Annotated in this window: 20 protein-coding genes and 1 pseudogene; 17 read left to right on the forward strand and 4 right to left on the reverse strand. The window is 66.3% G+C overall.

Going from position 1 to position 22,099, the window contains the following annotated elements:
* The first annotated feature begins 22 nt into the window (after positions 1-22).
* The 16 genes and pseudogenes from GGR25_RS00240 to GGR25_RS00315 all read left to right on the forward strand — a co-directional run bounded on the left by GGR25_RS00240 (position 23) and on the right by GGR25_RS00315 (position 16,552).
* Positions 23-808 (forward strand): SDR family oxidoreductase, encoded by a 786-nt coding sequence (locus GGR25_RS00240; RefSeq protein WP_183396734.1) that lies wholly within the window; start codon positions 23-25, stop codon positions 806-808.
* 228 nt (positions 809-1,036) lie between these two features.
* Positions 1,037-1,798: pseudogene (rpsB, locus tag GGR25_RS00245) on the forward strand (30S ribosomal protein S2); the annotation flags it as partial.
* A 124-nt stretch (positions 1,799-1,922) separates the two neighbouring features.
* The gene (tsf, locus tag GGR25_RS00250; RefSeq protein ID WP_183396736.1) at positions 1,923-2,849 is read left to right on the forward strand and encodes a translation elongation factor Ts; all 927 of its coding nucleotides are present in this window, start codon (positions 1,923-1,925) and stop codon (positions 2,847-2,849) included.
* 107 nt (positions 2,850-2,956) lie between these two features.
* Positions 2,957-3,679 carry a UMP kinase gene (pyrH, locus tag GGR25_RS00255; RefSeq protein WP_183396737.1) on the forward strand — a complete coding sequence of 241 codons (723 nt, stop codon included), beginning with the start codon at positions 2,957-2,959 and terminating at the stop codon, positions 3,677-3,679.
* Positions 3,680-3,741: 62 nt separating this feature from the next.
* Positions 3,742-4,287 (forward strand): ribosome recycling factor, encoded by a 546-nt coding sequence (frr, locus tag GGR25_RS00260; RefSeq protein ID WP_183396738.1) that lies wholly within the window; start codon positions 3,742-3,744, stop codon positions 4,285-4,287.
* 52 nt (positions 4,288-4,339) lie between these two features.
* Positions 4,340-5,092: an isoprenyl transferase gene (locus GGR25_RS00265; RefSeq protein WP_343067968.1), complete on the forward strand. Its 753-nt coding sequence runs from the start codon at positions 4,340-4,342 to the stop codon at positions 5,090-5,092.
* Positions 5,089-5,961 (forward strand): phosphatidate cytidylyltransferase, encoded by an 873-nt coding sequence (locus GGR25_RS00270; protein ID WP_246409114.1) that lies wholly within the window; start codon positions 5,089-5,091, stop codon positions 5,959-5,961. Before GGR25_RS00265 ends, GGR25_RS00270 begins: the two co-directional genes overlap by 4 nt.
* A 20-nt stretch (positions 5,962-5,981) precedes the next feature.
* Positions 5,982-7,184: a 1-deoxy-D-xylulose-5-phosphate reductoisomerase gene (gene dxr / locus GGR25_RS00275; RefSeq protein WP_183397597.1), complete on the forward strand. Its 1,203-nt coding sequence runs from the start codon at positions 5,982-5,984 to the stop codon at positions 7,182-7,184.
* A 39-nt stretch (positions 7,185-7,223) separates the two neighbouring features.
* Positions 7,224-8,369, forward strand: a complete 1,146-nt coding sequence (rseP, locus tag GGR25_RS00280) for an RIP metalloprotease RseP (RefSeq protein ID WP_183396740.1) — start codon at positions 7,224-7,226, stop codon at positions 8,367-8,369.
* 222 nt (positions 8,370-8,591) lie between these two features.
* Positions 8,592-10,937 carry an outer membrane protein assembly factor BamA gene (bamA, locus tag GGR25_RS00285; RefSeq protein ID WP_183396741.1) on the forward strand — a complete coding sequence of 782 codons (2,346 nt, stop codon included), beginning with the start codon at positions 8,592-8,594 and terminating at the stop codon, positions 10,935-10,937.
* An 87-nt stretch (positions 10,938-11,024) separates the two neighbouring features.
* Complete coding sequence (lpxD, locus tag GGR25_RS00290; RefSeq protein ID WP_183396742.1) at positions 11,025-12,089, forward strand: UDP-3-O-(3-hydroxymyristoyl)glucosamine N-acyltransferase; 1,065 nt, start codon at positions 11,025-11,027, stop codon at positions 12,087-12,089.
* A gap of 5 nt (positions 12,090-12,094) precedes the next feature.
* The gene (gene fabZ / locus GGR25_RS00295) at positions 12,095-12,565 is read left to right on the forward strand and encodes a 3-hydroxyacyl-ACP dehydratase FabZ (RefSeq protein WP_183396743.1); all 471 of its coding nucleotides are present in this window, start codon (positions 12,095-12,097) and stop codon (positions 12,563-12,565) included.
* 9 nt (positions 12,566-12,574) lie between these two features.
* Positions 12,575-13,390, forward strand: coding sequence for an acyl-ACP--UDP-N-acetylglucosamine O-acyltransferase (lpxA, locus tag GGR25_RS00300; protein WP_183396744.1), 816 nt, complete (start codon positions 12,575-12,577; stop codon positions 13,388-13,390).
* 4 nt (positions 13,391-13,394) lie between these two features.
* Entirely contained in the window at positions 13,395-14,246 is an 852-nt protein-coding gene (locus tag GGR25_RS00305) for an LpxI family protein (RefSeq protein ID WP_343067929.1), read from the forward strand.
* A complete protein-coding gene (lpxB, locus tag GGR25_RS00310; RefSeq protein ID WP_183396746.1) occupies positions 14,243-15,433 on the forward strand; it encodes a lipid-A-disaccharide synthase in 1,191 nt (396 codons plus the stop codon). The genes GGR25_RS00305 and lpxB overlap by 4 nt, the downstream gene beginning before the upstream one ends.
* A 99-nt stretch (positions 15,434-15,532) precedes the next feature.
* Positions 15,533-16,552, forward strand: coding sequence for a CorA family divalent cation transporter (locus tag GGR25_RS00315; protein WP_183396747.1), 1,020 nt, complete (start codon positions 15,533-15,535; stop codon positions 16,550-16,552).
* Between the two features lie 64 nt (positions 16,553-16,616).
* Here GGR25_RS00315 and cydX read toward each other — a convergent pair whose 3' ends face one another.
* The 3 genes from cydX to GGR25_RS00330 are packed head-to-tail and all read right to left on the reverse strand — an operon-like array spanning position 16,617 to position 19,500.
* Complete coding sequence (gene cydX, locus GGR25_RS00320; protein WP_183396748.1) at positions 16,617-16,736, reverse strand: cytochrome bd-I oxidase subunit CydX; 120 nt, start codon at positions 16,734-16,736, stop codon at positions 16,617-16,619.
* A gap of 15 nt (positions 16,737-16,751) precedes the next feature.
* On the reverse strand, positions 16,752-17,897 hold the full coding sequence (gene cydB, locus GGR25_RS00325) for a cytochrome d ubiquinol oxidase subunit II (protein WP_183396749.1): 1,146 nt from the start codon (positions 17,895-17,897) through the stop codon (positions 16,752-16,754).
* A gap of 13 nt (positions 17,898-17,910) precedes the next feature.
* Positions 17,911-19,500, reverse strand: a complete 1,590-nt coding sequence (locus tag GGR25_RS00330; protein ID WP_183396750.1) for a cytochrome ubiquinol oxidase subunit I — start codon at positions 19,498-19,500, stop codon at positions 17,911-17,913.
* Positions 19,501-19,701: 201 nt separating this feature from the next.
* Here GGR25_RS00330 and yut point away from each other — a divergent pair, with 201 nt between their 5' ends.
* Positions 19,702-20,676, forward strand: a complete 975-nt coding sequence (gene yut, locus GGR25_RS00335; protein ID WP_183396751.1) for an urea transporter — start codon at positions 19,702-19,704, stop codon at positions 20,674-20,676.
* Between the two features lie 7 nt (positions 20,677-20,683).
* Here yut and GGR25_RS00340 read toward each other — a convergent pair whose 3' ends face one another.
* Positions 20,684-21,976: a DUF1576 domain-containing protein gene (locus GGR25_RS00340; protein ID WP_183396752.1), complete on the reverse strand. Its 1,293-nt coding sequence runs from the start codon at positions 21,974-21,976 to the stop codon at positions 20,684-20,686.
* Between the last annotated feature and the right edge of the window lie 123 nt (positions 21,977-22,099).

Below are 22,099 nucleotides of genomic sequence, written 5' to 3' on the forward strand. Positions count from 1 at the left end.
ATTGCCACAACAGGAGAATTTCATGGATCTGCGTCTGACCGGGAAGAAGGTCCTCATCACCGGCGCTTCGCAGGGGATCGGGGCGGGTCTTGCCAAGGCGTTCGCCGAAGAGGGCTGCACGCTGGCGCTGACGGCGCGCAATGCGGAGAAGCTCGCCGCCATCCGGACCGACATTCTTGCCGACGCCCCTGACCTCACCGTCGATCTGCATCCTCTGGACCTGACCGAGGCCGGCGCCGCCGAGCGGCTCGCCGATGCGGTTGGCGACGTCGACATCCTGGTCAACAATGCCGGCGTCATTCCCTCGGGCTCGCTGTTCGACATCGACGAGGCGAAGTGGCGCGCCGGCTGGGAGCTGAAGGTCTTCGGCTATATCAATCTGTGCCGGCTCTATTATCCGCGCATGAAGGCGGCGGGCGGCGGCGTCATCATCAACAATATCGGCAATGGCGGCGAGGTCACCGACCCGCGCTACATCGCCGGCGCCGTCGGCAATGCGAGCCTAATGCATTTCACCCGCGCGCTGGGCGGCTCCAGCCTCGACGACAAGATCCGCGTCGTCGGCGTCAATCCGGGGCCGGTCAACACGGACCGCATCTACAACATGCTCAAGAAGCGGGCGAAGGATCTGCTCGGCGACGAGAATCGCTTTGGCGAACTGGAGAGCACCTATCCGCTCGGCCGGCCGGCGCATGTGCATGAGGTGACCGACCTCATCGTCTTCCTCGCCTCCTATCGTGCCGGCTACATCACCGGCACGATCGTGACCGTCGACGGCGGAATCGCCTCGCGCCGCTCGATCATCTGAGGCGGGCAGGGGCCTTCACGCTGCCCCTCACGGTCACCATATAAGCGCGCAGGACACGGGCGGCCGCGAGACGGCTTGCCCTTTTGCCTTCTCCCGCCTATAAGGCGCGCATTCCACACGTGGGGCTCGGGCTCCGGCGGCGCTTTGTCGTTGTTCGGATCCCTCCGGTGCCAGACATCCGATCTGGCTATCCCACGGAGGCACAACCGGTAAAGGACGACCCTTACTATGGCACTTCCCGATTACTCCATGCGCCAGCTGCTCGAGGCCGGCGTTCACTTCGGTCACCAGAAGCACCGCTGGAACCCGAAGATGGCCCCGTATCTCTACGGCGTCCGCAACAACATCCACATCATCGACCTCGCCCAGACGGTGCCGATGCTGCACCGTGCGCTGCAGGCGGTGAGCGATACGGTCGCCGGCGGTGGCCGCGTCCTGTTCGTGGGCACCAAGCGTCAGGCGGCCGAGCCGGTTGCCGATGCGGCCCGTCGTTGCGCGCAGTACTATGTCAATTCCCGCTGGCTCGGTGGCATGCTGACCAACTGGAAGACGATCTCGCATTCGATCCAGCGCCTGCGCCACCTCGACGAGCTGCTCTCGTCGGACGTCCAGGGCCTGACGAAGAAGGAGCGCCTGACGCTGTCGCGCGAGCGCGACAAGCTCGAGAACGCTCTCGGCGGCATCAAGGACATGGGCGGCATTCCCGACCTTCTCTTCGTGATCGACACGAACAAGGAGGCGCTCGCCATCCAGGAGGCGCGCCGCCTGCACATTCCGGTCGCGGCGATCATCGATTCGAATTCGGATCCGGACGGCATCACCTATCCGATCCCCGGCAATGACGACGCCGGCCGCGCGCTGACGCTCTATGGCGATCTGATCGCCCGCGCCGCGCTCGACGGCATCTCGCGTGCCGCCGGCCAGTCGGGCCTCGATATCGGCGCCCAGGAAGAGATCTACGAAGAGGCTCTTCCGGTCGTCGAGGAAACGACGGCCGCCGCCTGAGGCCCTGATCGGCCGCTCCTGAAAGCGGCCGTTCCGCAATGTTGAAGGAAGTGCAGCCGGGTGCCCTGTCGCCCGGCTGTTCGTTCAAGAGAGAGAGATGAGGCACACGATGGCCATTTCCGCTGCGATGGTGAAGGACCTGCGCGAGAAGACCGGCGCGGGCATGATGGATTGCAAGGCGGCGCTGACGGAGACGTCGGGCGACGTGGAGGCGGCGGTCGACTGGCTGCGCACCAAGGGCCTTGCCAAGGCTGCGAAGAAGGCCGGCCGCGTTGCGGCTGAGGGCCTGGTCGGCGTCGCCGCCGGCAACGGCAAGGCCGTTGTGGTCGAGCTGAACTCCGAAACCGATTTCGTCGCGCGCAACGCCGAGTTCCAGCAGCTCGTCGCCAGCGTCGCCCAGGCGGCGCTTGGTACCGAGGGCACGCTCGAGGCCGTTTCCGCCGCTGCCCATCCGACCTCCGGCAAGTCGGTCGCCGACACGATCACCGAGGCCGTCGCGACCATCGGCGAGAACATGAATCTGCGCCGCGTGGCGAACATCACCGTCTCCGACGGCGTCGTCGCGACCTATGTCCACTCGGCGACCGCGCCGGGCCTCGGCAAGATCGGCGTCCTCGTCGGTCTCGAGTCGACGGGCGACAAGGAGAAGCTGATGGCGCTCGGCCGTCAGGTCGCCATGCACATCGCCGCGACGAACCCGCTGGCGGTCAGCGCCGAAGAGCTCGATCCTGCCGTGGTGGCGCGCGAGCGCGCCGTCTATGCCGAGCAGGCGCGCGAGTCGGGCAAGCCCGAGGCGATCATCGAGAAGATGGTCGAGGGTCGCGTCCGCAAGTTCTATGAGGAAGTCGTCCTTCTCTCGCAGGGCTTCGTGATCAATCCCGACCTGACGGTCGAGAAGGCGCTCAAGGCTGCCGAGGCTGATGTCGGCGCGCCGATCAAGCTCACGGCCTTCGCGGTCTTCCGCCTCGGCGAGGGTGTCGAGAAGGAAGAGACGGACTTCGCCGCCGAGGTCGCTGCGGCCGCCGGCAAGAAGTAGTCTGCGAACAACCTGTTCGGTCACGAATCTCCATCGGGCGCCGGGATGACATTCCGGCGCCCTTCGTGTATCCGGAGACGCCCTTTTCGGAAATGCAGGAGACCCTCATGGCGGCGCCCGCCCTCTATCGTCGTGTGCTGCTCAAGGTTTCCGGCGAGGCGTTATTGGGTTCCCAGCCCTTCGGTATCGACGAGGCGGTCATCGACCGCATCGCGCGCGAGATCGGCGAGGCGGTGGCCCTCGGCGTCGAGGTCGGCCTGGTGGTCGGCGGCGGCAATATCTTCCGCGGCATGTCGATCGCCAAGGCGGGCGGCAATCGCGTCGCCGGCGACCATATGGGCATGCTGGCGACCGTCATGAACGCGATCGGCCTGCACGAGGGCCTCGAGCGCCGCGGCATTTCCTCGCGCATCTTCTCGGCGGTTCCCATGCCCACGATCTGCGAGACCTTTTCGCAGCAGCGGGCCGAGCGAGCCTTGAAGCGCGGCCGCGTCGCGATCTTCGCGGGCGGCACCGGCAATCCGTTCTTCACGACGGATTCGGGTGCGGCGCTCCGCGCCGCCGAGATGGGCTGCGACGCCCTCTTCAAGGGCACCAATGTCGACGGCGTCTATTCTGCCGATCCGAAGAAGGACCCGAACGCCGTCCGCTTTGACCGTGTCTCGTACAAGGAAGTGCTGTCGCTCGGCCTCCAGGTCATGGACGCTGCCGCGGTCGCGCTTGCCCGTGATAATCATATTCCGCTAATCGTGTTCTCGATCAAAGAACCCGGTGCATTCGTCGATGTCCTGCGCGGACATGGCCGGGCCACGATCATAGCCGACGCATAGAGCCTGCCCGCCCGGTTCGGGGCGCACGAAAATGCCCTGGGGCGCAAGAAGAAGAGGATGCCATGAACCTGGACGATATCAGCCGCCGCATGAACGGCGCCGTGACGGCATTCAAGGGCGAACTGGCCGGTCTGCGCACCGGCCGCGCCTCGGCGTCGATGCTCGATCCCGTGACCGTCAACGTCTACGGCTCCACCATGCCGCTCAACCAGCTGGCCACGGTCAATGTGCCGGAGCCGCGCATGATCACCGTGCAGGTCTGGGACCGCGGTACCGCCCAGGCGGTGGAGAAGGCGATCCGCGAATCGAGCCTCGGGCTCAATCCGATCGTCGAGGGCGCCGTCTTCCGCATTCCGATCCCGGAGCTCAATACGGAGCGCCGCAAGGAATTCGTGAAGGTCGCGCACAAATACGCGGAGAACGCGCGCGTTGCCGTCCGTCATGTGCGCCGCGACGGGATCGATTCTCTCAAGAAGAGCGAAGCCGACGGGATGGGCGAGGACGAATCGCGCCGTCTTTCCGAGCGCATCCAGAAGCTGACGGACGAGACGATCGCAGAGATCGATTCGGTCCTGGCCGCTAAGGAGGCCGAGATCCTTCAGGTCTGAAGTCCATAGGACGGAGCGCGTGAACTCGAAAGCGGACGAATTGGGCGCCGGGATCGCCACGGCACCGTCCGGTGTCGCGAAAGCGGCGCTGAAGGTGCCGCGGCACGTCGCCATCATCATGGACGGCAATGGCCGGTGGGCGCAGGGCAGGGGCCTTTCGCGCACCGAGGGCCATCGCCGCGGCATGGAATCCGTCCGCGCGGTCGTCGAGGCCTCGCGCGAATTCGGCGTCTCCTTCCTGACGCTGTTCTCCTTCTCCTCCGAAAACTGGTCGCGTCCGCCGCTCGAGGTGCAGTTCCTGTTCGGCCTGCTGCGCCTCTTCATCCAGCGCGACCTCGCCGATCTCCATCGCAACAATGTCCGCGTCCGCGTCATCGGCAATCGCGAGGCGCTCACGGCCGATATCCGCTCGCTTCTCGTGCAGGCCGAGACGCTGACCGAGGCCAATACCGGCCTCTGCCTGGTCATCGCGTTCAACTATGGCGCCCGTGACGAGATCACCCGGGCGGTGCGCCGGATCGCGGCCGATGTCGCGGCCGGCACGCTGAAGGCCGACGCGGTGGACGAGGCGGCGATCGCCGCGCGGCTCGATACCGCCTTCATGCCGGATCCCGATCTCGTCATTCGCACCAGCGGCGAGATGCGGCTGTCCAATTTCCTGCTCTGGCAGGCGGCCTATGCGGAACTTCTGTTCATGCCGCTGTTCTGGCCGGATTTCGATCGCGCGGCCTTTGTCGAGGCGCTCGAGCACTTTTCCAACCGCAGCCGGCGCTTCGGCGGCATCGCCGCCCGGAGGGAGGCTTGAACAATCCCGATCCTGATTCGGGACCCGCCGCTTCCGGACCGCTGACGCGGCGCGTGGGCAGCGACCTGATCCTTCGGGTCGGCTCCTCTCTGGTTCTCATTCCCGTCGCGCTCGGCGCGGCCTGGTGGGGTGGCTGGCCGGCTTATCTGCTCGTCGGCGTCGTCGCCGTGCTCTTTTTTCTGGAATGGGCGCTCGTCGTCGGCTCGTCCGATGCCCTGTTCACGGGCGATCCGCGCGTTCTGGCCCCTGCCGCCTTCGTGGCCGCATCGGTGATCATCACCGGGCAGATCTCGCCATTTTCCGGTATCATCCTGACGTTGCTCGCCGGCGTTGTCGGCGCGTCCATCGGCCGCTCGCCCTGGCTCGGCGGCGGCGCTTTCTACGCCGCCCTGTTCGGCGTCGCGCTCACCGCGATCCGCCGTGATCCCGTCGATGGTCTCTCGGCCATCGTCGTGCTCCTGGTCGCCGTCTGGGCGGCCGATAGCTGCGCCTATTTCGCCGGCCGGCTGATCGGCGGGCCCAAGCTCTGGCCGCGCGTCTCGCCGAAGAAAACCTGGTCGGGCGCGATCGGCGGGCTGGTCGGCGGCGTGGGCTTTGCCCTGCTGGCCGCCTTCCTCCTCGGCGTCCGACCGAGCGTCGGCCTCGTGATGCTGCTGATCGTGCTCGTGCTCGTCTCGCAGGCCGGGGATCTCGCCGAATCGGCGCTGAAGCGCCGTTTCGGCCGCAAGGATTCGAGTTCGATCATTCCGGGCCATGGCGGCGTGCTCGACCGGGTCGACGGCCTCGCCGCAGCGGGCGTCGTCGCCTTCCTCGTCGGCTGGGCCCATCAGGGCGCCGAGGCGATCGGCGGGGGTATTCTATCTTGGTGAGAAGTCCGGCCAATGCCGAGATGATGCGCCGGCGCAAGGCGCCGAGGACGATCTCGATCTTCGGCGCGACCGGTTCGGTCGGGGCGAGCACGGCCGACGTCATCCTGCAGCGCCAGGACGAATTCATCGTCGAGGTCGTGACGGCGAAGAGCCGCGTGGCCGAGCTTGCGGCCGTCGCAAGGCGGCTCGGCGCACGGCTCGCCGTGCTGGACGACCCGTCCGGGCTGGCGGCGCTGCGGGCGGCGCTATCGGGCAGCGGCATCGAGGCGGCCGCGGGACCGGCCGCGATCCTGGAAGCGGCGCGCCGGCCGGTCGATCTGGTCGTGGCCGCGATTGTCGGCGCGGCGGGCCTCGCGCCGACGCTCGCCTCGATTGAGGCCGGAGCCGATATCGCGCTCGCCAACAAGGAATGCCTGGTCTGCGCGGGTGAACTCTTCATGGCGACCGCGCGTCGCCACGGCGCGCAGATCCTGCCGGTCGATTCCGAGCACAACGCCATCTTCCAGGCGCTCGAAGCCGACAATGTGCGCGCGGTTGAAGGCATCACGATCACCGCCTCGGGCGGCCCGTTCCGGGAATGGACGGCCGAGGCGATGCGCTCCGTCACCATCGCCGATGCGCTCAAGCATCCGCGCTGGACGATGGGGCCGAAGATCACGATCGATTCGGCGACGATGATGAACAAGGGCCTCGAGATCATCGAGGCGCATCATCTCTTCGAAGTCGAATCGTCCCGCCTGCACGTGCTGGTTCATCCCCAGTCGGTGGTGCATGGCTTCGTCACTTACGCCGACGGTTCGGTCGTGGCGCATCTCGGCGCCGCCGACATGCGCATTCCGATCGCCCATTGCCTCGGCTGGCCCGGGCGCGGCGCGGTCGCAACGCCGCGTCTCGATCTCGCCATGGTCGGAAGCCTCACCTTCGAAAAGCCGGATTTCGAGCGTTTTCCTTCGCTTACGCTTGCTCGCAACGCTTTGGAAACCGGTGGCTGGGCAACCAATATATTGAACGCGGCCAACGAGGTTGCGGTCGATTCGTTCCTGAGCGGCGCGATCGCCTTCCTCGGGATCGCGGCCACGGTGTCCGAGGTGCTCGACGCAGCAGCCTCGGCCTTCGGCGGTCAGGCGGTCGAATCGGTCGAAGCGGCCCTCGCGATGGACGCGGAAGGCCGCCGGCTGGCGCGTGAAGCGATCGGGCGCAGGCACGGCGTCCGCACGGATTGATGCCGGCTCCGGCCGGGCAATGAGGAGGGGCAGTCGCTCATGGAGATCATCGGCCAGATCGGTCATTTCGGGACGGGGACGCTCGGTTACATCATCCCGTTCCTCTTCGTGCTGACCCTGGTGGTGTTCTTCCACGAGCTTGGCCATTTCCTCGTCGCCCGCTGGTGCGGCGTGCGCGTCAAGGCGTTCTCGATCGGCTTTGGTCCGGAGATCGTCGGCTTCAACGATCGGCACGGCACGCGCTGGAAGATCTCGGCCCTGCCGCTCGGCGGCTATGTCCGCTTCTTCGGCGACGAGGATGCGGCGAGCACGCCGGACCGCGACGCGCTCGAGGCGATGAGCGAGGAGGAGCGGCGCTCGTCCTTCTTCGGCAAGAGCGTCTGGCAGCGCGCGGCCATCGTCGCGGCCGGCCCGATCGCCAATTTCCTGCTCGCGATCGTCATCTTCGCCGCGATCTTCGCGCTCTATGGACGCGAGATCACGTCGGCGCGGGTCGACCAGGTCGTCGCCGGCAGCGCGGCCGAGCAGGCCGGGCTCCAGTCCGGTGATGTCGTGCTCGCCATCGACGGCACCACGATCGAGAGCTTCAACGATCTGCAGCGCGTCGTTTCCGTCAATGCGGACACGCCGCTCACTGTGCTCGTCGAGCGTGGCGGCCAGAAGCTGACGCTGACGGCCACCCCGCAGCGCAAGGAAGTCACCGACCGATTCGGCAATGTTCACCGCGTCGGCCAGCTCGGCATTTCGCGCAACGGCTCGGCCGCCGACGTGAAGGTCCAGCGCTTCTCAGTGCCGGAGGCCGTGTGGCTCGGCGCGCGCGAAACCTGGTTCGTGGTCGACCGGACCTTCTCCTATATCGGCGGGCTCTTTGCGGGCCGGGAATCGACCGACGAGCTCGGCGGCATGATTCGCGTCGCCCAGGTCTCGGGGCAGGTCGCGACGCTCGGCTTCGTGGCGCTGGTCAATCTGGCCGCCGTGCTGTCGGTCAGCATCGGCCTGCTCAACCTCTTCCCGATTCCCATGCTCGATGGCGGGCATCTGATGTTCTATGCCGTCGAGGCGCTGCGCGGTCGCCCGCTGAGCGCCCGGGCGCAGGACATCGGCTTCCGCATCGGCCTCGCGGCCGTCGTCATGTTGATGATCTTCACAACATGGAACGATATCATACACTTGACGTCGCTCTGAGCCGGGCTCGGGGCGTTCGTCCACCTTCCGTAGCGTCACGCGTCACCAGGCGTGGCGGTATGGCAACGGAAGGTTAAATTCCTGCGTGGCATGCTCCGGCTCGGCTTGCGAGGCCGGGGAAAGCCTGCCACAAAGCGATATGTCAGTCGGCCTTTTGGGGGCGAATCCGCCTCGGGGAATAAAAGGCTGGGAAGTCGGAATCGGGAAGGGCGTTTGAACCCAATGAATTTCCTCAAGACTTTCACTCGGGGTGTCGTCCGCGCGGCGGTTGTCTCGGCCGCAGCGCTCCTGATCTTCGGCCAGGTTTCGGTCATGGCGCCGGGCGCGGCTCATGCTGCGGTGGTCTCTTCGATCGTCGTGCAGGGCGGCCAGCGTCTCGATGCCGAGACGGTCAAGAATTACATCACGATCCAGCCGGGCAAGAATTTCGGCCCGAACGAGATCAACGAGTCGATCAAGGCGCTCTACGCGACGGGCCTCTTCTCCGACGTCAAGATCGCGCAGCGTGGCAACGCGCTCGTCGTGACGGTGTCCGAGAATAATGTCGTCGGCAGCGTGCGCTTCGAGGGCAACAAGAAGCTCAAGGACGACATGCTCGAGGCGGTCGTCGAGACCAAGCCGCGCTCCGTCCTCAGCCAGGCGAAGCTCGACGCCGATGTCGAGCGCCTGAAGGAGACCTACAAGCGCAACGGTCGCGCCGAGGCGCAGATCGAGGTCCAGACGATTCCGCGTGAGAACGGCCGTACCGACGTGATCTTCAAGATCACGGAAGGCTCGCGCACCGGCATTTCCTCGATCACCTTCGTTGGCAACAAGGCCTTCTCGTCCGGTCGCCTGCGCGACGTGATGACGATCAAGCGCACCGATTTCACGAGCTGGCTGTCGAAGCGCGACCAGTTCGACGACGCGAAGCTGCAGGCTGACGAGGAGATGATCCGTCGTCTCTACCTGCGCAACGGCTATGCCGACTTCCGCATCGTCAACACCGATGTGCAGTTCAACGAAGAGAAGAACCGCTACAACATCACCATCACGCTCGACGAAGGCCCGCGCTACACCTTCGGCAGCGTCGCCGTCGACTCCTCGGTCGCCAGCATCAACGGCCCGAGCCTGATGCCCTATGTGCTGACCAAGTCCGGCAAGGTGTTCAACGCCGACCTCGTCCAGAAGTCGACCGAGAAGCTCAGCCTCGCGCTGCTCAGCCAGGGCCATTCCTTCGCCCAGGTTCGTCCGCGCGGCGATCGTGACTACACGACGCACACCATCAACGTGACCTATCTGGTCGACGAGGGCCCGCGGCTCTATGTCGAGCGGATCGACATTCGCGGCAACACGCGGACGCGTGACTATGTCATCCGGCGCGAGTTCTCGATGTCTGAGGGTGACGCCTATAACAAGGCGCTCATCGACCAGGCTGAGCGCCGGCTGAAGAATCTCGGCTACTTCAAGACGGTCAACATCGCGACCCAGCCGGGCAGCACGCCCGACCGCGTGATCGTCGTCGTCAATGTCGAGGATCAGTCGACCGGTTCGTTCTCGGTCGGCGGCGGCTACACGACGGACAATGGCGGCGGCTTCATCGCCACGGTTGCGCTGACGGAGAAGAACTTCCTCGGTCGCGGCCAGTTCCTGAAGGTCTCGGTCGGTGGCGGTGCCTCGGACCGTACGTTCAACGTGTCGTGGACCGAGCCCTTCTTCCTCGGCCGGCGCATGTCCTTCGGCTTCGACGCCCTGTACAATCAGGCGGAGCAGACCGACTACCGTCCGTACAACCAGAACAACTGGGGTGGTACGCTGCGTCTCGGCCTGCCGATCACCGACGAGTGGAACGTCCAGTTCAACTACAAGCTCGCTCAGCGTGACGTGACGTCGTGGGGCTCGCAGTACATCGCGGATTGGGGCGCGTTCGCCCAGCTCTATCCGATCGGTTCCTGGATCAACTCGTCCGTCGGCTACGTCCTGACCTACACGACGATCGACAACTACCAGAACCCGCGCAACGGCACGTTCGTGCAGTTGGCCCAGGACTTCGCGGGCCTCGGTGGCGACGGCAAGTTCGTCCGCTCGACCGTCGATGCGCGCTACTACAAGGAGATCATGCCGGACTCCAACATGGTCGGCTTGATCAAGGCCGGCGCGGGTAACATCACCGGTCTCGACGGGCAGGATGTCCAGGTTCTGGACAACTTCTACCGCGGCGGCGAGACGATCCGTGGCTTCGCGTCCTACGGTTATGGCGCGCGCTACATGGGTAACGCGTCGAACTATGCCATCGGTGGTACGACCTACTACAATGTGACGGCGGAACTGCAGTTCCCGCTGCCGCTGATGCCGGAGGAATTCGGTCTGCGCGGCGCGATCTTCGCGGATGCCGGTACGCTGTTTGGGTATGACGGCCTGCAGAACCTGAACATCGAGGACAGCTCGATGATCCGCTCCTCGGTCGGTGCCTCGATCATCTGGAACTCGCCGTTCGGTATCCTGCGCGGCGACTTCGGCGAGGCGCTCACCAAGGCCAGCTACGACCAGACGCAGGTCTTCCGCTTCAGCGCTGGCACGCAGTTCTGATCTTCCCTATAGAATGCAGAAGCGGGACCGCCGGGATTTCCGGCGGTCCTTCGTTTGTGGGTATGGCGTTCTTCATCGGATAGCGTGATGGCAGATCCCGTCTTCTTCGCGCCGGAAGGTTCGCTGAGCCTCGACGATCTCGTCGCTCTCACGGGCGCCCGTATCGCCTCGGCCGGCGATGGCTCATTGCGCATCGGCGGCGTCGCGCCGCTGGACGAAGCCGGGGCCGGCGACGTGACCTTCGTCGAGGGGCCGCGCTATCTTCCTCTTCTGGCCGCGACGCAGGCGGCAGCCTGCTTCGTCGTGCCGCGTCATGTCGCGTCCGTTCCGGCCGGCGTGATCGCGCTGGAGACCGCCAAGCCGCATGACGCCTATGTCGCCGTCCTGCGGCGGCTCTATCCGGCGGCGCTCAGCCCTGCTCCCCTGTTTTCGCCCGGCATCTCGCCGGCGGCGCATATCCATCCCGAGGCGCGGCTCGAAGACGGCGTGACCGTCGAGCCGGGCGCTGTCGTCGGGGCAGGCGCCGAGATCGGGCGCGGAACCATCCTCGCGCCTGGTTGCGTGATCGGACCTGGCGTGCGGATCGGCCGTGACTGCCGGATCGGGGCGGGCGCGACGGTGACGCATGCGCTCCTCGGCAACCGCGTGTTCCTGCATCCGGGCGTGCGGATCGGTCAGGACGGCTTCGGCTATCTGATGAGCGCGCGCGGTCACCAGAAGGTGCCGCAGGTCGGACGGGTGGTGATCCAGGACGATGTCGAGATCGGCGCCAACACGACGGTCGACCGCGGCGCCAACCGCGATACGGTCATCGGAGAAGGCACGAAGATCGACAACCAGGTCCAGATCGGCCACAACGTCGTCATCGGGCGGCACTGCGTGATCGTCTCGCAGGTCGGCATTTCCGGCAGCGCCACGCTCGGGGATTTCGTGGTCATCGGCGGGCAGGCCGGTGTCATCGGCCATGCCCGCGTCGGCAATGGCGGGCAGGTCGCGGCAACGTCGAGCGTCAAGGACGACGTGCCGCCGGGTGGGCGCTATGGCGGGACGCCGGCGCGGCCGATCAAGGAATGGTATCGCGAGGAGCTCGCGTTGCGCCGGCTGGCGCTGCGTGAATTGAAGTCCGCCCCCCGCGACGAAGAGGAGAGCTGAAGCTCATGGACGAGGCACCCGAGAGCCTTGGGCGCAAGAGCCTTGCGAGCGCGGATATCGCGCGCATTCTTGAGCTCCTGCCGCATCGCTATCCGTTCCTGCTCGTCGACAGGATCATCGAGATCGACGGCGACGAATCGGCGATCGGCATCAAGAACGTCACGTTCAACGAGCCGCATTTCCAGGGGCATTTTCCGGGCAAGCCGGTGATGCCGGGCGTGCTGATCATCGAGGGCATGGCGCAGACGGCCGGGGCGATCTGCCTCGCGGCGCGCGCCGGCAAGCCGCAGCTCGTCTATTTCCTGACGATCGACAATTGCAAGTTCCGCAAACCGGTCGAGCCCGGCGACGTGCTCGAATATCACGTGCGCAAGCTCAAGAACCGCGGCAATCTCTGGCGCTTCCAGAGCGAGGCCAAGGTGGCGGGCGTCAAGGTAGCCGAAGCCGAGATCAGCGCCATGCTGGTGGGGCAGTAACGGAGTTTCATGACAACGATCCATCCCACCGCCGTCGTCGAGGACGGCGCGCGTCTCGGTGCCGACGTCGAGGTCGGGCCGTTCACTTTCGTCGGCCGCGATGTGTCGCTCGGCGATGGTGTCGTGCTGAAGAACCATGTCTCGATCGCCGGCCGCACCACGATCGGTGCCCGCACGACGATCAGCCCGTTCGCCTCGATCGGCGGCACGCCGCAGTCGGTTCACTACAAGGGCCAGCCCGGCTCGATCGTCATCGGCGAAAGCTGCGTCATCCGCGAGAATGTCACGGTGAATTTCGGGCTGGTCGGCCCGGATCCCGTGACGCGCATCGGCGATCGCTGCTTCCTGATGACCGGCGTCCATGTCGCGCATGACTGCACGCTGGGCAACGAGGTCATCCTCGCGAATTGCGCGACGATGGGCGGCCACGTCACGATCGGCAACAATGTCTTCATGGGCGGTCTCTGCGCGCTGCATCAGTTCGTGCGCATCGGCGACCACGCGATCGTCGGCGGCCTCTGCCCGGTCTGGCACGACGTCATTCCCTTCGGCGCGCTGCGCGAGGGATTGGAGGGCCTCGGCGGCCTCAATATCATCGGCATGAAGCGCCGCGGCTTCGGGCGGCCGGCGATCCATGCGCTGCGCGCGGCCTATCGCGACCTCTTCTTCACCGAGGGTCAGTTCGCCGAGCGCGTGGAGCGCGTGGCCGAACGCTATGCGGATGACCAGAACGTCATGCACATCGTCACCTTCATCCGTGAGCGTGGCAAGCGTCGCATCACCATGCCGCATGCCGCCAGCGGAGCCGATGTCGGCGAGGAGTAGGGCCGTGCCCGCGGCCGCCGATGCCACGCCGCTGGCGCTGGTTTGCGGCGGCGGCTCGTTTCCGATGGCGGTCGCCGACTCCGCGTTGCGCGACGGCCGCCCGGTCGTGCTGTTCGCCATTCGCGGCTTTGCCGATCCGGATTCGGTGCAGCGCTATGATCATGAATGGATCCATCTCGGCGCGGTCGAGAAGCTGATCTCGTTGCTGCGGCGCCGCGGCTGCCACGACATCGTCATCGTCGGCAATGTCCTTCGCCCACATTGGTGGCAGATCCGCCTCGACTTGATGACGATCCGCCTGCTGCCGCGCATTCTCGCCGCCATGCGCGGCGGGGACGACCACATGCTGTCGCGGCTCGCCGAGTTCGTCGAGGAGCAGGGCTTCGCGCTGATGGGCGCGCATGAGGTCGCGCCGGATCTGCTGGTGCCGGCCGGTGTCCTCGGCAGCGTGCAGCCCCGGCCGGCGGATCTCGAGGATGCGCGAATCGGGCTCGATGTCGTGCGTACGCTCGGCCCCTTCGATGTCGGGCAGGGCGTCGTGGTGGCGCGGCGCCACGTCCAGGCCGTCGAAGCGGCGGAGGGGACGGACTGGATGCTCGAGCGCTGCGCGCTGCTGCGCCAGCGCGGCCGCGTCAAGCTGCCGGATCGTGCCGGCGTGCTGGTGAAGGCGCCGAAGCCGGGGCAGGACCGGCGCGTCGACCTGCCGTCGATCGGCCGTCTCACGGTCGAGATGGCCGCCAAGGCCGGCCTCGCCGGTATCGCGGTCGAGCCGGGCGGCGTCATGGCGGTCGGCATGGCGGAGATGGTCCGCGAGGCGGATCGTCTCGGGCTCTTCATTTACGGTATCGCGGAATGACGGCGGGCGAGGCGCGTCCGCTCCGCGTCTTCCTCGTCGCGGGGGAGGAATCGGGCGACGCACTGGCGGCGCCCCTGATGCACGCGCTGGCGGCGCGGAAGGGTGGCGCGCGCTTCGTCGGGGTCGGTGGCGACCGGATGCGCGCGGCGGGGCTCGAATCGCTCTTTCCGATGGAAGACCTGACGGCGATGGGGTTCGCCGCTGTCATCGGCAAGCTGCCGACGATCCTGCGCCGCATGCGGCAGACCGTCGAGGCGATCATCGCCGATCCGCCAGATGTCGTGGTGCTGGTCGATTCGCCCGATTTCACCCACCGCGTCGCGGCCCGCCTGCGCGCGCGGCGGCCCGATATCCCGATCGTCAAATATGTCGCGCCGACCGTCTGGGCCTGGCGCTCCGGCCGCGCCCGCGCGCTGGCGCCGATCGTCGACCATGTGCTGGCCCTGCTGCCATTCGAGCCCAAGGTGATGGCGGATCTCGGCGGCCCTCCGACGCGCTATGTCGGCCATTCGCTCTCCGAGGAGCGCGCCGAGCTGCGGCCCTCGGCGGAGGAGGCGGAACGGCGGCGGGCGTCTCCGCCCCTGCTGCTGGTCCTGCCTGGCAGTCGTGGCCAGGAAATCCGGATGATGGCGCCGCTCTTCGGCAAGGCGCTGGCGATCCTGGCGGATCGCGGACACCGCTTCGAACTCGTGCTGCCGACGCCGCCGCGCCTCAAGGGCCGGATCGAGACGCTGACCGCGGACTGGACGGTGAAGCCGCGCATCGTGACGGATCCGGCGGTGAAGCGCGCAGCCTTCCGCTCGGCCTATGCGGCGCTCGCCGCCTCCGGAACGGTCACGCTCGAACTCGCGCTCGCCCGCATCCCCATGGTCGGCGCCTATCGCCTGCCGAACTGGGAGGCGATCATCGCCTGGTTCGCGCTGAAAACGCGTACGATCCTGCTCGCCAACATCGTGCTGGGCAAGCAGGTGATCCCCGAGGTGATGCAGCTCGACTGCACGCCGGAGCGCCTCGCCGATGCGCTGGAGCCGATCCTGCGCGAGGGCCCGGCGCGTGAGGCGCAGTTCGCGGCGTTCGATGAGATCGAGCGCGTCCTGGATACGGGCGGGCGCACCAGCGCGGAGATCGCCGCCGAAGTGGTCGAGGCCGCCGCGGCCGGGCGAAACAGGCCGGCGCGGCTCTCCTGACGCCGGCGCGGCCTGTCGCATAGCCGTCTTACTAGCTGGCTATGATCCGGCGGTGCAGGGTCCGTCACTTGATCGCGGGCGGGCCGACGGATCATCGCGATGACAAGTTCCTCCCTCACCGTTCAAGCCCCGGCGGGACGTCCCGTCTCGGGCGTGATCTGGCTCTATCGTTTCGAGGCGTCGGGCCACGCGCAGTCCATGCCGCTCGATGCGCCGTTCGACCTGTTCGATCCCGACGACAGCTTTCTGTGGCTGCATCTCGATCTGGTCGATCGGCTCGCGCGCGGCTGGATCGAGAAATTGTCGGGCCTGCCGGCGGCGGCGCGGCAGACGCTGCTCGCGACCGACGAGCATCCCTCGCTCGAGTGCGACGACGAGGCGCTCTGGGGCGTCTTCGTCGACACGATCGAGGATCCGGAGGATGACAGCCTGCGTGCCGCGCCGATGCGTTTCGTGCTCGGCGACGGCTTCCTGGTGACGGGGCGGCGGCATCCGGTGCGCTCGGCCGCGCTGATGCGCCAGCGCCTCGACCGCGGCCATCTGGTGCGCGGGCCCGTGGCGCTGTTCGAGCTCATGATCTCGCAGGTGCTCGGCGCGATCGCGGAGATGCTGCGGGAACTGCGGACGGAAGCGGATTCGATCGAGGATCGGGTGCTCGATGATCGCGTGCACGACGAATCGCGTCGCCTGGCACCGCTGCGCCGCACGGCGGTGCGCCTGCGGCGCCAGCTCGCCGGCTTTCGCGGCATCTTGAGGCACTTCGCCGAGGACCACGCCGACAAGCCCCGCCATGCCGGTTCGCGCGAGGCCGCTGAGCGGCTGTCGCGGCGGATCGAGGAACTGGACCAGGAGGTGCTGGAGGTGCAGGACCGCGCGCGTTTCCTGCAGGACGAGATCGCGGCGAAGCTTGCCAACACGACCAACCGCCACCTCTATGTGCTGTCGATCCTGACCGCGATGCTGATGCCGGCGACGCTCGTCACCGGCATATTCGGCATGAATACGAGCGATCTCTGGCTCGAGAAGGGCGGTCACGGCACGCTGATCGCCATCTTCATCGCGGTCGGCGCGTCCGGCGGTGTGCTGTACCTGCTGCGCCGGCTCGGCTTCTTCGACTGACGAAAAAGGCGACGCGCGACGCGTCGCCTTGTTTCATGTTCGGGTCAGGGAAGGACCGCGCGCCTCAGCGCTTGGTCGCGTCCTTGAGCTTCACGCTATCGTCGCGCAGCTCGTACCACATGGCGTTGAGGATCGCGAAAGCGCAGGCGAGGCTGAGGCCGAGGATCCAGGAAAAGTACCACATCGTCGTCTTCTCCGATCAATAGGCGTTGGGGTTGCGGCCGAGGCTCTCGGTCGTGACCTTGCCGCGCATCACGCGATACACGAAGGCCGTGTAGGCGAGGATGATCGGCAGGAAGATGACGACGCAGATCAGCATGATCCACAGCGTCAGGTGCGAGGACGAGGCGTCCCAGACCGTGAGGCTCTTGGCCGGATCGAGCGAGGACGGCAGCAGGAACGGGAACAGGGAGAGACCCGCCGTCGAGATGATGCCGATGATGGCAATCGCCGTGCCGAAGAAGGACGCCCAGGCCGCACGGGCCGAGAAGCCGATGATCGCGATCAGGCTGCCGAGGAAGCCGAGCACCGGCGCGATGATCATCCAGCCATACTTGTCATAGTTCAGCATCCAGGCGCCGGCCTGCATCTCGACCGTCTTGCCGATCGGGTTGGACGGTCCGACCGTATCCTGCACGCTGGTGACGACATAGCCGGGCAGCGCCTTGGCGACCCAGAGGCCGGCGAGCGCGAACAGCACGATCGTCACCACCGAGGCGATCCGGCCATAGGAGCGGGCGCGGGCTGCGATCGGTCCGACGGTCTTCAGCGTCAGCATGGAAGCGCCATGGGCGACCAGCATGGAGACGCTGACGAGGCCGGAGAGCAGGGCGAAGGGCGTCAGCAGGCCGAAGAACGAGCCGTGATAGGACGGCCGCAGCACGTCGTCGAGCGTGAAGGGCACGCCGAGCAGCACATTGCCGACGGCGACGCCGAAGATCAGCGCGGGGACGAAGCCGCCGATGAAGAGGCCGAGATCCCAGAGCCCGCGCCAGCGCGGGTCAGCGATCTTGGAGCGGTATTTGAAGCCGACCGGCCGCAGGATGATGCCGAACAGCACCACGATCATCGCCAGATAGAATCCGGAGAAGGAGGTGGCGTAGAGCGCCGGCCAGGCGGCGAAGATCGCGCCGCCGCCGAGGATCAGCCAGACCTGGTTGCCTTCCCAGACCGGGCCGACAACGTTGATCACGATGCGCCGTTCATCGTCGTTGCGGGCGACGAAGGGCAGGAGGGCGCCGACGCCGAGGTCGAAGCCGTCCATCACCGCGAAACCGATCAGCAGCACGCCGAGCAGCAGCCACCAGATCAGGCGAAGGATCTCATAATCGAGAGGAATGCTCATCCGTGTCGTTCCTTCAGAGCTCGGGCTGTGCGGCAGCGGCCATGGGCAGCACCTTCGCGCCACCGATCGGGTCCTCGAGCGGATCGCGCTCGGCCGGCCCCTTCTTGATGGTGTGCAGGAGCAGGAAGACCTCGATCACCGCCAGCGTCGAATAGACGATGACGAAGAAGGCGAGGCTGATGATGAGGTCGGTCACCGTCAGGCTGGACGCCGCATAGAAAGTCGGCAGCACGCCTTCGATGATCCAGGGTTGACGCCCGAACTCGGCGATCAGCCAGCCCATCTCGACCGCGATCCAGGGCAGCGGCAGCGTCGCCAGCGCTCCCCAGAGCATCCAGCGCCACTTTCCGAGTTCGTGGCGGGACGCCACCCAGAACGCGACGGCGAAGAAGGCGATGAAGTAGAAGCCGATCGCGACCATGATGCGGAAGCCCCAGAAGAGCACCCACACTTCCGGAATGGTCTCGTTCGCGGCCTGCTGGATCTGTTCCTCGGTCGCGTTCTCCACATCCGGCCGGATCTTCTTCAGGAGAAGGCCATAGCCGAGGTTCTTCCAGTTCGCGTCAAACAGCGAACGCGCCTCAGCGTCGTTCTTGTCGGCGCGAACCTTCTGCAGCGCGGCATAGGCGATCATGCCGCTCTTGATGCGCTCCTTGGCATTCTCATAGAGGTTCATGATGCCGTCGACCGGCGTATCGAGCGAACGCGTCGCGATGATGCCGAGCAGATACGGAATCTGCAGCTCGTACGTGTTCCGCCGTTGCGCCTGATCGGGGATGGCGATCACGTTGATCGCAGCCGGCGCCGGTTCGGTGTGCCACATGGATTCCATGCCGGCCACCTTCATCTTCTGGTTCTCGGTCGCGAGATAGCCGCTCTCATCGCCGAGTACGACGGCGGAGAGCGCGCCGGCAAGGCCGAAGCTCGCGGCGACCACCATGGACCGCTTGGCGAATTCGGCATGACGGCCCCTGAGCAGGAACCAGGCGCTGACGCCCATCACGAAGACGGCGCCGGTCACGTAGCCGGCGCTGACGGTGTGCACGAACTTGGCCTGCGCGACGGTATTGAAGAGGATATCGCTGAAATTGGCGATCTCCATCCGCATCGTCTCGGGGTTGAAGGTCGCGCCGACCGGGTTCTGCATCCAGCCATTGGCGATCAGGATCCAGAGCGCCGAGAAATTGGCGCCGAAGGCCACCAGCCAGGTCACGATCAGATGGCCGACCTTGGAGAGGCGGTCCCAGCCGAAGAAGAACAGGCCGACGAAGGTCGCCTCCAGGAAGAAGGCCATCAGGCCCTCGATGGCGAGGGGCGCGCCGAAGATGTCGCCGACGTAGTGGCTATAGTAGGCCCAGTCCATTCCGAACTGGAACTCCATCACCACGCCGGTCGCCACGCCCATGGCGAAGTTGATTCCGAACAGAGTCCCCCAGAACATCGTCATGCGCCGCCAGATTTCCCGGCCGGTCATGACGTAGACGCTCTCCATAATCGCCAAAAGGAACGAAAGGCCGAGCGTTAAAGGGACAAAGAGAAAATGATACATCGCTGTCGCGGCGAATTGCAGCCGCGCCAGTGTCACCACGTCCATATCTATCATGGTCCACCTTTGAGTCGCGTCGGACTTTAGAATCCGTCTTCATAAGGCCGCTGACCTTGACCGAAATCAATGGTGCCAAAGTGCCCATGCGGTGGATTGGCGCAGCGCAGCATCGGCTGTTCCGCACATCGTTAGCCACACGTTGAATTGCGGAGGGCGGGCGGTCATTCTGACGACAAGCTCGGCCGCGGAGGAGCGCGCATGGATTCGGTGCTGAAGGCGTGGGGGCGGTTGACGAACCGTTCGCCGGTGCTGGCATTCGTCGACTGGTGCCTGCGCGGCATCGGCCAGGTGATGTTCCAGGACAATCCGCTGACCGGCGCGATCTTCCTCGCCGCAATCGCCTGGGGATCGATTGCGGCCGGCGCGCCGGCCGTGCTGATCGGGGGCGTGGTCGCCGTCGTCGCGGCAACGCTGGCCGCGCTGTGGCTGCGCGTCGACGGCGCGGCGCTCCGGTCGGGACTCTTCGGCTACAATGCCGTTTTGGTCGGCCTGGCGCTTCCGACCTTCCTGCCCGCCGGGCGGCTTCTGTGGCTTTATGTCCTGCTCGGCGCTGTTGTCTCCGTGGTCGCGACCCGCGCGACCGCCGAAGCGGGCAAGCCCTTCGCGGTGGCCGCGCTGACCTTTCCCTTCGTGCTGGTCACCTGGCTCATGCTGCTCGCGAGCCACGGCTTCTCCGCCGTGTCAGCGCCGCTCGCCGTCGAGCCCGCCGTGCTGCCGATCGCCGAGAGCAATCCGCTGGACGCCATCGCCTTCCTCGGCGCCGTGCTGAAGAGCATCTCGCAGGTCTTCCTCAAGGCGAGCTTCGTCGCGGCGATCCTGTTCGTGATCGGGCTTGCGGTGAACTCCGTCGCCGCTGCGCTCTTCGCCGTGGCCGGCGCGATCGTCGCCGTCGCCTTCGCCCATCTCTTCGGCGCGGAGAGCGAACTGGTGACCGGCGGTCTCTTCGGCTTCAGCCCGGTGCTGACGGCGGTGGCGCTCGGCACGGTGTTCTATCGGCCGAGCGGACGCGTCGCGCTCTATGCGCTGGTCGGAACCTTGTTCACCGTCGTGGCCCAGGCGGCGACCAATGCCGCGCTGGCGCCCATCGGCATACCCAGCCTGACGGCGCCCTTCGTGCTGACGACCTGGCTGTTCCTCCTGCCGCGCCAGAGCTTCGAGACGGGCAAGGGCTGAGCCGCGCTCACGGCTCCGGCTCTTCCTTGCCGGCCTCGGGCTTCGTCAGCGCAAACGCCACGGGCACGATGACCGCGGCGACGATGCCGGCCGCGAAGCCGTTATTATAGAGGTTGAGCCCGCCGTGCAGGAAGCCGACGCTGAGCGCGGCGGAGGAGTGGACGAAGCCGGCGATAATGCCCCAATGCCAGCCGAAGCGACCGGCGATCGGCGCGAGCGTGGTGCCGAACAGCGCGGCGAGCACGATCGCCGGATCCGCCGCGCCCCAGGGTTTCAGCATCGAGCCGAGGAAGACGCCGGCCATGATCGGCACGATGTTGAAGGCGTGCTTGCCATAGGCCGAGAAGCCGACGACGGTCAGGATCGCGCCGATGGTCGGGCCGTTGATGTCGCCGCCGACGATGAGGACATAGGCCGTGGCGATCGTGCCGGTGGAGGCCATGTTGACGAGCGCCGCCGCAAAGCCCTGTTTCTCGGTGAAGTCGCAGGGCGCCTGGCCGCTCAGATGCCAGATCGGGCGCAGCCGGGCGATTGCGCTGCGATCGAGCGCCACGGCGAGCGCGACCATCAGCGCGAACAGCACGAAGAGTGCCATGCCGAGCAGCAGATTGTTGCCCGCGCTCCAGACGAAGACCGGATCCGGCACGAAGCCATAGGATTTGTAGATGGCGACGACGAGCGTGCCGACGATGCCGGCGGTGAAGCCCATATTGTAGAGGCTGAAGCCCATATGCGCCCGGAACAGCTGGGCGGCGGCGGGAACGAGGATGAAGCCGATCAGGAGCGTCGTGGCGATGGCGAGCGGGATCGCAACCGCGTTGGAGATCGTCGTCGAGAACAGGATTTCCGTGAAGATCGGCGCCAGCGCCGCGCCGAAGAAGGCCGTGTTGATGTGATCGGCGAAAGGTTCGCGCTTGAAGCGGCAATAGAGATAGACGCCCGCGACAATGAACCAGACGTTCAGGAGGTTCTTGCCGAACAGGCCGAAGCCGAGCACCAGGAAGAGACAGGCCGTCGCCGCGCCGCCGATCTTCGCGCCGGAAAGGCGATAGATCGCTGCGGCGATCAGCGTCAGCACGCCGGCGTTCAGAAAGGCTCCGCCGATCCCGCCGATGCCGATATAGTCCGTCACAAGCGTGTCGCGAACGATCATGATCGCGCCGAGGCCGCGCAGCGATGCCGCCGGTCCGTCGACGACAAGGCCGAAGAGGGTGAAGAGCCCCGCGATCGCCGCGATCGTCATCAGCCGCCGGCCGTCGGAGACGGCAGGGGCGGGGTGCAATGGCTGTCGATCCGGCATGGCGTACTCGTGCTTTGGTCTCGATGCGAGGTGAGGAGCGGAGATTGAGTTCTGTCAATACCCTCCGGCCCGATGCGGGCCATGGGATAACCGCGGCGCCCTTCGGCGTGCGCATGCGCTCGC

This window comes from Kaistia hirudinis, from assembly GCF_014196455.1.
Classification (GTDB): domain Bacteria; phylum Pseudomonadota; class Alphaproteobacteria; order Rhizobiales; family Kaistiaceae; genus Kaistia; species Kaistia hirudinis.